8 protein-coding genes are annotated in these 16,172 nt (G+C 64.6%); 3 read left to right on the top strand and 5 right to left on the bottom strand.

Annotated features, from left to right (window positions below):
- Positions 1-4: 4 nt before the first annotated feature.
- From dhaM to dhaK, 3 genes are read right to left on the bottom strand one after another with little or no spacing between them, the layout of a single operon-like run.
- Complete coding sequence (gene dhaM, locus EII42_RS07230) at positions 5-718, bottom strand: dihydroxyacetone kinase phosphoryl donor subunit DhaM (protein WP_125171448.1); 714 nt, start codon at positions 716-718, stop codon at positions 5-7.
- The gene (gene dhaL / locus EII42_RS07225; RefSeq protein WP_199729825.1) at positions 719-1,333 is read right to left on the bottom strand and encodes a dihydroxyacetone kinase subunit DhaL; all 615 of its coding nucleotides are present in this window, start codon (positions 1,331-1,333) and stop codon (positions 719-721) included. It abuts the gene before it with no gap.
- Complete coding sequence (gene dhaK, locus EII42_RS07220) at positions 1,321-2,316, bottom strand: dihydroxyacetone kinase subunit DhaK (RefSeq protein ID WP_125171447.1); 996 nt, start codon at positions 2,314-2,316, stop codon at positions 1,321-1,323. Before dhaK ends, dhaL begins: the two co-directional genes overlap by 13 nt.
- Before the next feature lie 201 nt (positions 2,317-2,517).
- Here dhaK and EII42_RS07215 point away from each other — a divergent pair, with 201 nt between their 5' ends.
- From EII42_RS07215 to purD, 3 genes are all read left to right on the top strand, one after another.
- Positions 2,518-3,801 carry an adenylosuccinate synthase gene (locus EII42_RS07215; RefSeq protein WP_199729824.1) on the top strand — a complete coding sequence of 428 codons (1,284 nt, stop codon included), beginning with the start codon at positions 2,518-2,520 and terminating at the stop codon, positions 3,799-3,801.
- Positions 3,798-4,025 (top strand): hypothetical protein, encoded by a 228-nt coding sequence (locus EII42_RS07210; RefSeq protein WP_125171446.1) that lies wholly within the window; start codon positions 3,798-3,800, stop codon positions 4,023-4,025. Before EII42_RS07215 ends, EII42_RS07210 begins: the two co-directional genes overlap by 4 nt.
- A 117-nt stretch (positions 4,026-4,142) precedes the next feature.
- Complete coding sequence (gene purD / locus EII42_RS07205) at positions 4,143-5,363, top strand: phosphoribosylamine--glycine ligase (RefSeq protein WP_125171445.1); 1,221 nt, start codon at positions 4,143-4,145, stop codon at positions 5,361-5,363.
- A 91-nt stretch (positions 5,364-5,454) separates the two neighbouring features.
- Here the strand turns inward: purD and EII42_RS12905 are convergent, their stop codons facing one another.
- Together EII42_RS12905 and EII42_RS07195 are read right to left on the bottom strand one after the other, a co-directional pair.
- Complete coding sequence (locus tag EII42_RS12905) at positions 5,455-10,683, bottom strand: S8 family serine peptidase (protein ID WP_233558309.1); 5,229 nt, start codon at positions 10,681-10,683, stop codon at positions 5,455-5,457.
- 188 nt (positions 10,684-10,871) lie between these two features.
- The gene (locus tag EII42_RS07195) at positions 10,872-15,896 is read right to left on the bottom strand and encodes a S8 family serine peptidase (RefSeq protein ID WP_125171444.1); all 5,025 of its coding nucleotides are present in this window, start codon (positions 15,894-15,896) and stop codon (positions 10,872-10,874) included.
- Between the last annotated feature and the right edge of the window lie 276 nt (positions 15,897-16,172).

Raw genomic sequence — 16,172 nt, 5'->3', positions numbered from 1 at the left:
GTGGTTAATCGCCCATTCCGGAAGAAATGAACTCCACCACGGCATCCAACAACTGCTGCGCCTCGGTGCCAGAAGCCACCAGCTTGAGACGGCTGCCCTTGCGCGCGCCAAGCGCCATCAGGCTCATCGCGGACATCCCGTCGGCCGGGTCGTCGTCTTCGAAATAGACGTCCAACTCGCCGTCGAACTTGCTGGCCAGCTGCGCCAAGCGGGTGGCGGGGCGGGCATGCAACCCTACCTCGTTGACCAGCACCACCTCCGCCTCGACCGACTCCTGATCCTCTGCAGGGGCGTCGCTGCTGGCCAGCGAGGTGCGGCCCAACGCCACGAGTTTCGCATCCAGCACGCCCTCCGCCGCAGCGGCCACCGCATCGACCGAGCCGCCCATCGCTGCCCGAACCATGCCGGCGGTGATGCCCTCGACGAACGGCGCGGCCAGGATGCGGATCTTCTCGCTCGACACCCCCAGCAGCTCTAGCGCAGCCTCGGCGTTCATCACGGCTGAACCCATGTCCACGAACAGTACGACGCCTTCCGGGCCGTTGACAGACTCCACGGCGGACATGATCTCGGTGGCGTCGGTGCCGAATCGGCCGTCGGACAAGCCGGCGGCGATCGCCACCTTGGGCCGCGAGTCCTGGACCATGATGTCCGCCAACTCCACTGCGGCCTCGGCTAGCGCCCGCGAATGCGAGACTACAACGATGCCGACTCCCATTTACTCCTCCTCAATCAGAGCGTCGAAAAGCAGCGTGGCCGAGGCCGCGCCCGGATCCATGTGCCCGACGGAGCGCTCACCCAGGTAGGACGCCCTCCCTTTGCGCGCCAGCAGCCCGATGGTGTGGTCGCGCCCGGCGGCGGCCGCCTTGGCTGCGGCCCGGGTGGCGGCAGACCAGTCTGTTTCGGCTTCGAGCGCGTCCAGCGCCGGTGCCAGCGCATCGACCATCGTTTTGTCGTCGAGCTCGGTCTTCCCGCGGGCGATCAGCCCGTCGAGCCCCGAGCGCAGGGCGGAGGCGAAGCGTTGCGGCTCCACCTCGGTGGCGTCACCGAGCGCGGTGGCTGCCTTCAGGAAGAACGTGCCGTAGAGCGGGCCGCTGGTACCGCCAACCTTGCTGAGCATCGCCATGGCGACGCCCTTCAACTGGCCGCCCATCGTCTCGGACTCCAGCGCGGGAAGCGCCGCTTGCATTCCGCGTTTCATGTTGGCGCCGTGGTCGGCGTCGCCGATGGGTGAGTCCAACTCGGTCAGGTGAGCCTCGTTGTCGGCGACGAGCTGCGCATAACGCGTCAGCCATCGAGCGACAGTCTTGCTGCTGATCATCATGCTCCCCAACGTAGTCCAGCGGTCTTCACCGGTGCATCGTAGAGCGCGAGCAGCTCCTCGTCGGCGGCGACGAGCGACACGGAACACCCGGCCATCTCCAGGGAGGTGACGTAGTTGCCTACCAGGTTGCGGGCGATGCGCACGCCGGCAGCATCGAGCAGCCGAGCCACCTCGGCGTACATCACGTACAGCTCGATCAGTGGTGTGCCGCCCATGCCGTTGAGCAGCACGATCACGTCGGAGCCGGCGAAATCCTTGTCCGCGAGGATCGGCTCCACCAGCTGGCGAGCGATGTCCGCCGCGTCGGTCATCTTCTCCCGGTGCCGGCCGGGCTCGCCGTGGATGCCGATTCCGATCTCCATCTCGTCTCCGGGCAGGTCGAAGGTGGGTTTGCCGGCTGCGGGCACCGCGCAGGAGGTCAGCGCCATGCCCATCGAGCGAGAGTTGTCGGCGACGCGCTGTGCGATGGCAACCACCTCGTCAAGGCTGCGGCCCTCCTCGGCTGCGGCGCCCACGATCTTTTCGAGAATCGCGGTGGCTCCCACACCACGCCTGCCTGCGGTGTAGAGCGAGTCCTGCACGGCCACGTCGTCGGCCACGACGACGGTGCGCACCTCAACGCCTTCCGCGGCGGCCAGCTCCGCTCCCATCTCGAAGTTCAGCACATCGCCGGTGTAGTTTTTGACGATGTGCAGCACGCCACCGCCGACGTTGGTGGAGACCGTGGCTGCGTAGATCTGGTCCGGGGTGGGGGAGGTGAACACCTCGCCTACGCACGCCGCGTCGAGCATACCCTCGCCGACGAATCCGCCATGCAGCGGCTCATGCCCCGACCCGCCGCCCGAGATGAGAGCCACCTTGCCCTCGTCCTTGGGCTGGGCGCGCAGGATGAGCCGGTTTTCATGGTCAACGCGCACGTTCGCGTCGGAGGCCTCGATGCCCTTGAGAGCGTCGGAGATCACGGTGCTGGGTGAATTAATGAGCTTCTTCATTGGAGTCCCTTTCAAGCGACCAACAGCTGGGCCCCAGCCTATTCGGTGGCGAGTCCACGCCCGGGAGCGGCGAACGATTGTGCAATGGCCGCTCGGGGAGCTGAGCGGCCATTGGAGAAGGAATGGGACTTGCGCATGCATGGGCGTAGACTTGGTGCGCCCAAAGCTCTCTTTGGGCCTATTTCTTGGATAAGGAGTGCAATGCCTAGCGTTGTGGTCGTCGGTGCGCAGTGGGGAGACGAGGGGAAAGGCAAGGCAGTTGACCAGCTGGGTGACCGCGTCGATCTGTGCGTGCGCTACTCGGGAGGAAACAACGCCGGTCATACCCTGGTCGTTAACGGCCAGAAGTTTGTCATGCACCTGCTGCCGTCGGGCATCCTGAACCCGAACACCACCACGGTGCTCGGCAACGGCGTGGTGATCGACCTCGACGTGCTGCAGTCCGAGCTGGCGACGCTGCGGGAACGCCAGGTGCAGTTCGAGCATCCGCTCATTTCCGCCAACGCACACATCATCACCGAATACCACCGGGTGCTCGACAAGGTGACCGAACGCTTCCTCGGCAAACGCCGGATCGGCACCACCGGCCGCGGCATCGGCCCGTGCTACTCCGACAAGATCAACCGCTTGGGTATCCGGGTGCAAGACATCCTCGACGAGTCGATCCTGCGCCAGAAGGTGGAGGCGGCTCTCGACCAGAAGAACGAACTGCTGGTCAAGGTCTACAACCGGCGCCCGATTCAGGCCGAGGAGATCGTCGAGTCGCTGCTGGCGCACGCGGAACTGATCCGACCCTACATCCTGGACTCCGGGCGGTTCATCAACGATGCGCTCGATGCCGGCAAGGTGGTGCTGTTCGAGGGGGCGCAGGCCCATCATCTCGACGTCGACCAGGGCACCTACCCGTACGTCACCTCGTCCAACCCGACGGCGTCGGGGGCCACCACTGGCGGGGGCGTTGGCCCCACCCGAATCGACCGCGCGATCGGCATCGCCAAGGCCTACACCACCCGCGTCGGTGAGGGGCCGTTCCCCACGGAGTTGTTCGACGCGGACGGCGAGACCCTGCGCGCGAAGGGGCACGAGTTCGGTGCGACGACGGGTCGGCCACGTCGCTGCGGCTGGTTCGACGCGGTGCTGGTGGAGCAGGCGGTGAAACTCAACGGCTTCACTGATGTGTTCCTGACGAAGCTGGACATCCTCAACGGCTGGGACCGAATCCCGGTGTGCGTGGCTTACGAGATCGACGGCGAACGACACGACCACTACCCGATGACCCAGTCGCAGTTCCACCACGCGAAGCCGGTCTACGAGTACCTCGACGGGTGGCACGAGGACATCTCCGGCTGCCGCACGTTCGACGAGTTGCCCGTCAACTGCCAGGCCTACGTGCGCAGACTGGAGCAACTCATCGGCTGCCGCATCTCCGGCATCGGCGTCGGGCCGGGCCGCGAGGAGGCCGTGGTCATCAACGACCTGGTGTGACGATGCGCTCTCTGGCGATTTCCCTGGTGGCGTTGATCGCGCTGTTCATGCTGGCGACGGTGTTCATCGCCATCTTCCAGGGCGCGATTGGTTGGGGCTGGTGGTGGGCCGTGCCGGTGGGCGCGGGCTTTGTGCTGGCGATCATCGTGTTCCGGCTGCTGATCCAGCGGGCGGATCAGCGGGCCAAGGAGATCGACGCAGAGCTGGATCGGCTGGAGGGCTAGCCCACCGCGCCAGCGCAGGAGGGGAGAAGACCGCCGGGCCGGGAGTGTCCTCGTCCCGGAAGCGCTTTCGAAACAAGCCCTGGTGGCCGGCGACGGGCGTGGGTAATGTACCCAAGCGTGAGGATCTTGTTGCTTGGCAGCGGCGGCCGGGAGCATGCGCTTGGCCGCGCGCTGGTTTCGGACGGTAGCGAACTGCACTGTGCTCCCGGGAATCCAGGGTTGGCGGTTCTGGGGGAGTTGCACGACATTGACCCGGCGGACCCTCAGGCCGTGGAGGAGTTGGCTCGCGAGCTAGCTGTGGATTTGGTGGTGGTGGGGCCGGAGGCGCCGCTGGTGGCGGGCGTTGGGGACCGGCTGCTCGCCTCAGGCATTCCGGTGTTTGGCCCGACGGCGGCCGCCGCCCGGCTGGAGGGATCCAAGGCGTTCGCCAAGGAGGTGATGAGTGCGGCCGGAGTGCCTACCGCGCGCTCTTTCCTGTGTACCACCGCCGAGGAGGCCCGGCGGGCGCTGGACGCCTTCGGCCCTCCCTACGTGGTGAAGAACGATGGGCTTGCAGCGGGCAAGGGCGTCGTGGTCACCGACGACCGCGACCAGGCCCTGGCGCACGCGGAGGCCTGCGGACGGGTCGTCATCGAGGAGTTCCTGGACGGGCCAGAGGTTTCGCTGTTCGCAGTCTGTGACGGCACTGCGGCGATGGCGTTGCTGCCCGCGCAGGACTTCAAGCGCGTCGGCGACAACGACGAGGGTCCCAACACCGGAGGGATGGGGGCGTACTGCCCGCTGCCCTGGGCGGAGCCGGGCCTGGTGGAAGAGGTCATGGAACGCGTAGTGCGGCCCACGCTGGCGGAGCTGGCCGCCCGGGGCACGCCTTTTGTCGGCCTGCTGTACGCGGGTCTGGCGATCACCAGCCGGGGGCTCAAAGTGATCGAGTTCAACGTACGCTTCGGAGACCCGGAGACGCAGGCGGTCCTTTCGCTGCTGAGGACCGACCTGGCGGGGGTGCTGTATGCAGCCGCGACCGGCGGGCTCACCCGCCTGCCGCCGCTGGAGTGGCGCGACGGGGCCGCAGTCGTGGTGGTGTCGGCCGCGCGCGGCTACCCGGGAACCCCCGAAACGGGCTGTCCGATCGTCCTGCCCCACGACGGGCCGGATGCCTACGTGCTGCATGCGGGCACCAGGATGGTTGACGGGGTGCTCACTGCCGTCGGCGGGCGCGTCCTGGGCACGGTGGGCCTGGGCGCCGACTTGGCTGCGGCTCGGACCGCAGCCTACGGGCATCTAGCGCTCGTCGACTTCGCGGACGGCTTCAACCGCAGCGACATCGGCATCCCGCACTGACCTCAAAGACAGCCGCGCTCCGTTGGCCGCGAGTCGACGCAAGACTGAAGGTGGTGTGCCCCAACGGGGCACGCCACCTTCAGTCAGTGGATCATCGGCCGGTCTTGGGTAGCCCCGGCTTCTTCTCCGGAGGCTGAGGCTTGACCGTCTTGCCCGGGTTCGGTTCCGGATCCGGCGTGGGGTCCGGTTTGGGCACGGGCTTCGGTTCCGGCGTCGGCTTGGGCACGGGCTTCGGTTCCGGCGTCGGATCCGGCTGTTGCGTGGCCTTGAGGCTGACCCAAACGACGCGCCGCGTCGTTTGGCCCAGAGAGTCGGTGGCGGACAGCTCCAGGCTCACGGCGTCACCGACCAACAGCGTCGGCAGGGTGAAGCGCAGTTCCACCCCCTTGCCCGCGGCCTCATCCAGCACGTCCGAGGCCCGGTAGATCGCACGCAGCTTTGCCGCGTAATCCTCCCCGGGCTCCAGCTCGACGGCATCCGGGCCGAAAATGAGCGGCGCGCTATCGAGCAGGATTCGAACCTTCCGGGTGGCCACCACGCCGTCCTCGTCCACAGCGCGCAGCGTCACCTCGGTCTCCTGATCCGGCGCCAGCTCAGGCCCGAACGTTATCTGCAGCACCTGGCCGAGCGCATCAGTGGCCCGGTAGACGGCGCGGATCTGATTGAGCGCCGGGGCGCTACCCTTGATCCGCAGTCTGTCCGGCCCGACGATCTGCGGGCGCGCCTTCAACGTGATCTGCACCTTCTTCGTGGTCACCTGGCCCAGGGAGTCGGTGGCCGAAAGGGTCACCTCGGTAGCCTGCCCGGGCTGCAGCTCGGGCAGGGTGAAGTCGAGCCGCACCGGCTTGCCGGCCGCGTCGTCGAGCGCATCTGTGACGGGGAAGGCCGCGCGGACCTGCTCCTCAAGAGTTGCCGTCCGGGTCGGGTTCGGCTCCACGACGGTCAGCTCGGCTCCTCCACCGATCTCGGGTGCCGTGTCCAAGGTAATCTGTACCACCTTCTCGGCCTTGCGCCCCGAGGAGTCCGTGGCGCTCAACGTGACCGCCACCGCCTGGTTCGGCTTCAACCCGGACAGGTCGAACTTGAGTTCGAGCGGCTGATCCAGCGAGTCCTTCGCTGTGAACGCCTTGCGGACCTGCTCGTCGAGCTTGCCGTTGTTGGCCAGCACCAGCGTGTCCGGGCCAGCGATCGTCGGCATCGCTCCGAGCACGAAGGGCTCGTCATAGCTGGCGGTCCGGCCGGCTTTATCGGTGGCCAGGACGGAGATAACGTGGCGTCCGCTGGCGAGCGAAGGAACGTCGGCCAGGCGAACCACGATCTCCAGCTCAGTGACCGCCTGACCCGCGGGCGGGACGGGCAGCTGGCGCCAGACGCCGTGGCGGTACTCGCCTTCAATCACATCGCGCCGGGGATTGACCCGGACGACCTCGGCCCGAACCGACTGATCGTCGATGTTGACAGCCAGGCTTTCGATGTTAGAGTCCGTAGCTCTGAAGGTGTAGGTCTGCTCCAGGTCAACCAGTGGCCCGGGCTGGGTACTGGAGTGGCTGATTACGGGGTTCACCTCGTCGAGCACTAGAGGGATGCGCCGCTCGATGCCGTTGTTCATGAGGTCGGTCAGCCTGACCCGCATGTACTTGTCGCCCTGGGCGACGTTTACCGTCTCCGAGTATGGGCGACGGTTGATCGGCTGGCCATCGTTCAGGCCCGGATCGTTCTTGTTCGTGAAGTTGCCCACCACGGAGCCGTTGATCAGCATTCGATAGCCGAACTCGTTGTCCCACACCTCTCCGGTTATGTCCACGTGCGTGGGCGCCGACTTGAGGTACAGCCCGCCGTCGGAGTTCACCGCAGGGGTAGAGTCGAAGGTGTAGCCCGGCAGCGTGGAGTCGTAGTTGAACCGCCAGCTTCCTGCGGCGATCAGATTGCCGGGAGTGTCCTCGACCTCAAAGCCGAACCGTTTCGCGCCGTTGACCAGTTCGAGAGTGAACTCAAACCGGTTGGAGGCATCCAGCGAGATGGCCTGACCATCCACGCGGAAGGCGGCCGGGCGCTTGGAGAAGGCCCCGGTGACCCGTAGGCGGGCCGCCACTTCGTCGCCCACCGCGTCCGCGTTCACCACCTCTAGGTTTCGGTACCGCGAGGTTACGTCGTTGAAAGCCTTGCCGAACGCGCGCTGCGCCTGAAGCGCGGGATCGTCGAAGTTTATGCGGATGCCGTGCGTCAACTGCTGGCGGGTGGCCACCGGCCACCGAGCCGACACGAGGTTGCCGATCGCATGGTCACTCACATGCTCCTGCACGAACACGCCGACGTATTCGGCGGCGCCCGGATCGAAGGCGAACTCGAACGAGCCGTCGGCCTCAATGGACACCGGCTGCCCGGCGATCTGCAGGGTCAGCTCGGCCGGTGCTGTGATGTTGTCCGTGACGGTGCCGGCGAGCGTGATCCTGCCGTCGTCGTCGGGAGTGAGCCTGCCGCTATCGTCCAGCAACCCCGCGCGCAGCTGCACGGTGGGTCGAACAGGGTCGTAGCCTAGCCACATTCGCTGCTCCTCCAGCAGCGTTCCGTCGGCGGCGTGAGCCGCGACGACGATGTCGTTCCTGCCCACCGAGAGCGGAGCGGTGCCCGCGCCGCGCCCCGCTTCGAGAGCCACCTCTACGCCGTTGACCGTCACCCGTGCCACGTCGGGGCCGGCCGCGAACTCGACGCGCGCGGCATCGTCGGCGATGGCGGGGATGGCTCGCGCATCGGAGTCGGCCCCGACCCAGCGGTCGAATCGGTCGAGGTTGGTCACGCTCAGGGTCCTGGTGCTGTAGGAGCTGGTCTCGCTGGCGAGGTTGCCCGCCAGATCCCGGACACCGACGCGGACGAAGGACTGTGTCCGAGCGATATCCGCCGGAACAGTGAAGGAGTAGCTGTCGGGGCCGTCCAACGCCACCGTGAAGGTCTGCTTGGAAAGGGAATCCTCGGCCACTACATCCCGCACACCGGACAGCGCGTCAGACGCGGTGACGGTGTATTTTCGTGAGCCGTCGTCGTTGCGGGTGAAACTCAGCGACACGTTGGGTCTTGTGAGATCGATGCCCAACGGGAAGTCAGTGACCTGCCAGCCGAAGTCGGGAGAAAGCCGGGCGCGGACCTGGTAGGTGTAGCGCCCCTCCGCCGCGGTATCGAACTGGTCGGTCTTGGGGTTGTACAGCTTGCCGTTCCAGCTGTGGGCATAGGCAGAGTTGGCGGCGGAGGACTTCGAAGCCAGCACGCTGCGCATCAGCGGCCGACTCCAATCCCTGCCCTGCCCCAGCCCGATGATGCGCTGGCCGTCTCGCTGTACCTCGAACTCAAGGTCGCTGGCCGAACGCAGCATCATCAGCCGTGGGTAGACGCTGTCCCCGTGGCCGTCGCCGTTGGGCGAGAACCAAGCGGTGGGGCGCGCCTCGCCCTCGATGTTCGTCATCAGCCGGGTGGTGTGGTCGTGCGTCTTTCCAGAGAAGAAGGCGTCGAAGAATCCTGGCCCGTCCAGAGCGTCGACGATGGGCTCGGCATTCCAGTCGCCGGCGAAGCCTAGATAGGGCACGCTCAGCGAAGGCTGTTCCCGGTCGTCCGAGGCGAGAGTTACCCAACCCTGCACCCAGTGCGCGGCGGCGTCGGGCACCTCCAGAGTGAACTCGACGGTGGTGCTGCTCCCCGGGGCCACGGTCACCTTCTCGGAGGGGTGGCGGACTGTGTCCGTTGCGGAGCACTTGGGGTAGTTGCGCTCATTGGGAGCGTGGTTCTCCTGGAGAACACAGGTTGCGCCGGGAGTGAACGAATACGGCTTGGTGCCCTTGTTGGTGAGGTTGACCGCGATAGTGCGGTTGCCGCGAACCTCGCCGAGCGCAACGTTGGGGGAGTCGGCCACGGTGGCGAAGACCTTGGTATTGATCGCGCTTTCGGTCTGCACGAGGCCTGCCCCGACCTGTCGCGGCGGGGCGAGCACGCCGGCCACGCTAGGCGCTTTGGCGGTGTTGCTCATTGCGATGCGCAGCAGCTTGTTGCGTTCGGCCTTGCTTAGGTCGGGGAACCGCTGCTGGTAGGCCTGTAGGCCAAGTGCAAATGCCCCTGCGACGTTGGGGGAAGCCATCGAGGTGCCCCACTCCGTGCCGTACCCGTTGTTGTAAGTGGATTTGACGCCTCCGCCGATGCCTGCGATCTCAGGCTTGAACTGTAGGGCGGATCCGGTGCCCCAGGACGTGAAGTAGGACGGGGTGAGCTTGTCGCTGGAGCTGTTGTTGATCGAAGCGACGGCCAGGGCCTCGCCCGTGATGGCGGGGGTGCCGAGCGTGCCGTCGTCGAGCATGCCGGTGATGTCTTGCTCATCGCGGGTCCGGGAGCCGTTGAGGCCCTCGTTTCCCGCAGCAGCGACCACTTGAACACCCGCTTTCTGGGCGTTGGCCACCGCTCGGCCTTCGCCTACCGAAACCTGCTGGACGCCGTTGGGTGCACCAAGCGACAGGTTGATGATGTCGGCGCCGTGTTTCACGGAGTCCTCGATCGCCGCGATGATGTCGTCCTCCAAGCCACTCGGGCTGTTGCTGTCGTTGGTGAAGACCTTCATAGCCAAAATCTGTGCGTTAGGCGCGATACCGTCTACTCGGTCGCCGATGGGGGAGGCGGGGCCTTCTGCTCCGTTCGCTGCGACGATGCCTGCGACGTGCATGCCGTGCGAGGCGTTCTTCGTCTCGGTGAAGAACGCGTTCTGGTCGGAATAGTTCCACCCGAACGGGACCTTGTCGGTGGTGCCCGGGATGCTCGTGTCGCGAGCTAGCCGCGGCGTCACATCCGAGTCGAGTCGCATGTCTTCGTGCTGTGGGTTCACTCCGCTGTCGATCACTGCTACGACGAGCCCACGGCCATCTACGCCCAAACGTTGGCGGGTTTCCTGGCTAGCCTCGGAGAGCCGGGCAGCATTCGTGAGCGCAGGGTAGAAGGTTTGGAGTTTCCTGACGCTCGCCACGTCGGGATCGAACTGGAGTTCGGCCATGAGAGCGGGTGGCATCGTTGCTGAGAATCCCTTGACCAATGCGCCGAATTTTCGCCTGACTTGGAAACCTTCCCGGCTTTGCCAGCGGGCCACCACCCGCTCAACGGCCGCCAGGCCTGCGTCCTCATCTCCCAACCCGTCGGGTTGTTCCTTGAGCATGACGAGTGCGCCGGTGACTTCGGGATGGTAAGCCGGCGCTTTGATTTCTGCAGCTCCTTCGGCAGGAGTGGTGGGTGAAGTGGAATCGTCGGCGAATGCCGCAATTCCGCTTCCTGATAACGCCAATGACAATGCCATAAGCTTTAGCAGCGTAGTCTTCATTAAAGTCCCCTCGCATCGTTTGCTTACTACCACAGGATAGGGCCGAAATGAAGATCGTGAAACTTGGGAAAGGATGATCGAACATCGGAAGTGAGCGATTGACGTCGTCGAAGAAAAAGGGGTGGGCCCCAGCTGCGTAGCTGGGGCCCACCCTCGGTTGGTTGTTAGGCGCCGGTCTTCGGCAGACCTGGCCTGCCCGGCTTACCGGGTTTGCCCGGCTTGCCTGGCTTGCCCGGCTTGTCGGGTTTGCCTGGCTTGCCTGGTTTGCCCGGCTTGACTTTGACGGTCACGCGGATGGTTACCTCACGCTCCACCCGCTGCCCTGCGGAATCAACCGCCCACAGGGTGAGGCTGAAGCTCTGACCCAGTTTGATCTTCGTGGCGTCGAACTTCAGGCTGATAGCCTTGCCCGCCTTGTCGTCTTCCGGGTCGCTCACCTGGTACGCGGCGTTGATCGCATCGATCACGCCCCTGTACTGCTGCGCGGGGTCTCCCTCGACGGTGACATCCAGGGAGTCCGGCCCGGAGATCGTCGGCTTGTGGTTGATCTCGAAGGACAGGGCGTTCAGGGTCTTGTTGCCGGCGTAGTCGTCGGCTTGGACTCGGAGCTCGTGCTTTCCGCTGTCAAGACCGAGTGCGCCCAGATCGACGGTGATGGACAAAGCCTTCTTACCGGTGCCCGGCAGAGCCGCGGGCCGCATCTCACCGGAGGTTTCTTGCGGATCCTCCGCAGCGACGGGTTGGCCGTTGCGGAAGGTCATGAGCTTAGCCGCTGGGTGCACCGCCGTCTTAGCGATGTGCTTGCTGTCGACCTGATTGCCGTTGATCCAGACAGTCAGTTCCTTCAGCGAGTCATCCTCAGCTTCGACGGTGAAAGTGTGCTTGGCGGAGACTAGATCATTGTCCTTGATGCCATTGATCTTGACAGTCGGCGCTGCCCCGTCGATTACGTAGGGGATCGAACGCTCGATGCCGTTGCCAAGCTGGTCGAACAGGGTCAGCCTCAGGAAGTTGTCCTTGTCGGCAACCTTGACCTTCTCGGAGTAAGGGCGACGGTTCACGTCCTTGCCGGGATCCCAGAGGTTGTCGAAGTCCTTAACGGTGGAGCCATTGAGCTCCAGACGGTAACCGAACTCGTTGTCCCAGACCTCGCCGGAAACCGCAACCTCCGCCGGCTGCGCCTTCAAGTAGATAGCACCGTCGGACGCGATGGCAGGGTCGGTCTTCATCGTGTAACCCGGCAGGTTGCGGTCGTAGAAGAAACGCCACTTGCCCTCGTGGGCGTCGTCGCCGCTCTTCTCAACCACCTCGTAGCCGACGCTGTTGATGCCGTTGACCAGGTCGAGGGGAACACTGAATTCGCCCTTGTCGTTCAACGCCACGTCCTTGCCTTTGATGCGGAAGGCGTGCGGTTTCACGGTGAAGCGGCCCTTGAGGGCGAGCTTCGCGGCAACCTCCTCGCCCTCAGCGCGGTCATTGACCATGGTGAGGGCGAGGTTGTGGGGACCGACGATGTAGACCTGCTCGCCAAACGGGGCGCCCGGAGAGTTGAGATCCGGATCATCGAAGACGATCCGCATCGTCGAGGGTCCCGAAGTGGGGGCCCGGCCGGCGATCGGTACGATCAGGCGGCCGATGTTGGCGAGGCTGGTGGTGTTCTCCTTGGCGTGGTCAGCGGCCGCGAGAGCCAGTCCGGTATCCGAAGGATTCGGGCGAACGTGCGCTGAGAAGGTCCCGTCAGCCCCGATGGTCGGGAACAGATCCGCACCATCAAGACCCTTGCCTGCCAGAACGAGCAGGTCATCCGGGCCGGACAGGTTGTCGGTCACCTTAGCCTTGAACTCGACGGTTCCGTCGTCCGCAAGGACCACCTCACCGTTTGCGTTCAGCTTGATCTCGGTGAACTCGATCACCGGGGGAGTGAGGTCCAACCCAAGCCAGAGTTCCTTCTTGTACAGCTCAGCGCCGTTCGAATCGTAGGCGATGACGGTGATGGTGTTCTTCTTGTCTACCTCAAGCTTGATCTCGGCCTCGCCCTCCCCGTCTTCCAGCCGGGCTTCAACACCGTTGACAGTGACCCGAGCCACCTGGGGGCTGGCCACGAAATCGACGGTCACGAGATCATTGACACGCCTCGGAGCGTCAATGACTCGGGTGATGGTTCCAATCCACTTGTTGTAGCGATCCGTATCGATGAGCAGGTGCTCTGCGCTGAGGTATTCGAGCTTGGAGCCCATGTTGCCCGCCCGGTCCATGATCGAGAAGACGAAGTAGTCGTTGCCCTGCACCTGCTCTGGGGTGAGCGTGAAGGTGAAGGTGTTGTTCGGTCCTTCGGTCGTCGCGAAGAAATCACCGGTTACCGGACTCTGCGCGCTCGCAGATTTCTGGAACAGACCTGCACCCGTTTCCGTTACCTTGGCGGTGTACAGCCTCGACTTATCGGCATTCTCCTGGAAGCTCAACTCGACCTTGGGAGCGGTGTTGTCGATCCCGAAGTTGAAGTCGTAGGTCTGCCAGGGGAAGTCCTCGGAGAGTCTCGCCCGCACCCGGTAGGTGTAAGCGCCGGGACTGCTGTCGGGCTCAAGCTGGAACACGTCGTTAACCGCATCGTAAATGCGCCCACCCCAGCGGTTGTCGAAGAAGGTGGCTGCTGCGTTGGGACCGGAGGGGCGAAGCCTGCCGAGCGGCCTGCGCTGCAGATCCCGTGCGCTGCCGAGCTTGGTCAGCACCTCCCCATCTTTCACGATCTCGAACTCGGCATCACTGGCCGAGCGGAGCATCATGATCGCCGGGTAGATGGCGTCGTTCCTGCCATCATCGTTGGGGGACAGCCAAGTGGTTTGCTGGGGGCCGTACACGCTGCGAGCCAGAAGCGTCGAGCGGTTGGGCTGCGAGGGGCCGAGCAACGCGTTGTAGTACGGGGTAGCGCCGGGAGCGTCAATGATGGGCTCGGCGTTCCAGTCGCCGGCGAAGCCGAGGTACGGCAGCGACAGCGACGGCTGGGCCGCATCCTTGGACGCGAGCTTCACCCAGCCCTGGAGCCAGTGCGGGGTGTTCCCTGCGGGAGTGACCGTGAAGTCGACAGTAGCAGTCCCGCCGGCAGGGACGGTCACCTCGCTCTTGGCAGCGACGGCCTTCTCGGCATCACTGCAGGAGGTGGTGTTGGCCTGGGCAGCCTGCTGGGACTCCTGCACACCGCAAGTCGCGTCGGTGGTGAAGGTGTAAGCCTTGTCGCCCTTGTTGTTCAAGGTCACGGTGAAGGTGCGTGCACCCTTGACCTCGCGCAGGGCGACGGTGGGGGAGTCATCCACGGTAGCGAACACGTTGCTATTGATCGCGTCCTCGGTCTGCACCAGACCCGCACCGATCTGGCGCGGGGCGAAGGGAACACCGCCCTTTTCCAGGATCAACGCTGTGTTGGACATCGCCACGCGCAGCAACTCGTTACGCTGGACGTCGTTCAGTCCGCTGAACTTTTCCTCGTACTTTTGCAGTCCCAAGGCGAAAGCGCCAGCAACGTGTGGGGCTGCCATTGAGGTACCAGACGAGGTTCCGTAGGAATTGTCGTTGTACGTGGAGTAGACCGAGCCACCGATGCCCGCGATCTGCGGCTTGAAATCGAGCGCTGGACCGGATCCCCACGAGGTGAAGTCCGACGGGGTCAGTGCTACGTCGCCCAGGGGAAGGGAGAGAGACTCCTCGGTCAACTTGATAGTGACGCCGCCCGGGTTGTCTTGGATCAGCTTCTCCAGACGCTTACCGGTGGAGTGGAACATGAAGGCGCCCGGAATCTTGTAGGAGCCTACTCCGGCCATGCCCTGGAACTTGTCACCACCGGTAGCAGAGTTGAAGATGATCACGCCGGTAGCTCCAGCGGCGATGGCGTTGTCGAATTTCTCCGTGAAGGCGATTTCGCCCCGCTGGATGAGGACGTAGTTGCCCTTCGCGTTGGCCGGGATCTGATCCGGCTTGCCCAAACCTCCGAACACCAGCGTGTGCGCCTCGTCATCGGTCTCGCCGGACTGGAGCTGGTAACCCACCTTCTCCGTCTGGCCTGCGGCGGCGACTTCGGCGGTAGAGGCGATGAGTTGGGAGTTATTCACCGAGGCGACGCTGAGGGCGTCGTGAGCAGTTGACGGGCTACCGACGGTACCGTCGTCTAGCTTGTCGGTCAGGTCGGTGGTGTTGGTGCTGGGCGAGCCGTTGAGGCCCTCGTTGCCCGCGGCAACTACAACCTGGACACCGGCGGCTTGTGCGTTGGCGATGGCGCGACCCTCACCGACTGCGGATTGGTTCGTACCATTCGGTGAGCCGAGAGACATGTTGATCACGTCCGCGCCGAGTTTCACCGAGTCCTCGATGGCCGCGATGATGTCGTCTTCCTGCGCGCCCGTGAGCTCTTCGTTGTTGGAGAAGACCTTCATGCTGAGCAACTGGGCGTTGGGCGCTATGCCGTTGATCCTGCCGTTGGTGGTGACATTGGCGTCAGGGCCGCCATTCGCCGCGACGATTCCCGCGACGTGCATGCCGTGCATCGAACTGGTGGAGTCAACGAAATTGTCGTTATCGTCGGCGTAGTTCCAACCGTAGGGCACCTTGTCAGTGGCGCCCTTACCCTTGGGCTTCAGCTTCTTGGGTACTCCGTCATCCAGCCGCATGTCGCGGTGGGTGGGGTCAATGCCGGTGTCGATCACCGAGACGACGAGGCCCCGGCCATCCACACCCAGGTTCTTACGAGCGGAGGTGCTCTTCGAGAGGTCGCCAGCGGTCTGCTGCGTCGGGTAGAAGACCTTGAGGACCTTGACCGATTCGACGTCAGGGTCGGCAGCTAGCGCATCAATCTGGCTCTCCGGCAGCGTCGCGGAGAAAGCGTTGACCAGGGTGCCGAACTTGCGGCGAACGCTGAACCCATCGGTATCTTGCCAACGGCCCAGCACCCGCTCCACGGCAGCGAGGCCCTCGGACTCGTTGCCCTTCCCCTCGGGCTGGTGCTTCAGCATGACGAGCACGCGCCGCGGCTGATCCACCGGCGCCTCCTCAGCGTCGACGACAGGCGCCACGACACTGGGCTGAGCGGGGGGCTCAGTACTCTCGTCCGCGAAGGCGGGGGTGGCAAGCACCCCGGAAGCCGCCAGCGTAAACGCCGCCAGCGATGCCATCGTTTTTTTCATCTGTATCCGTTCGTTCATGATTCCACAGAATCTTGCTTGGACGGCCGCATACTATCCGCCAACAAGCCACTTCGCTTGCTTTCGGGAGGTTTTCCCGGACTGCGGGCAGCCCGCTTGCTGGGCGGTCACCCTATGCTTTGCCGGTGATAGGGGGCGGGCTTGGCTGTGCTTTGTGCGACGACAAGGGCAAACAATTGGCTTCCGGGGTGGGTGCGGCTCGTCTTTACCAGGATGAGAGTTACCCAATCGTTACATGGCTCTGGGCTGGCAGAACCGGGTTCTGCCAGCCCAGAA

Origin of the sequence: Tessaracoccus sp. OH4464_COT-324, assembly GCF_003932855.1 — a bacterium.
Taxonomy (GTDB): Bacteria; Actinomycetota; Actinomycetes; order Propionibacteriales; family Propionibacteriaceae; genus Arachnia.
The sequence above is the reverse complement of the archived record's forward strand: the minus strand, read 5'-3'. Positions and strand labels throughout refer to the sequence as shown.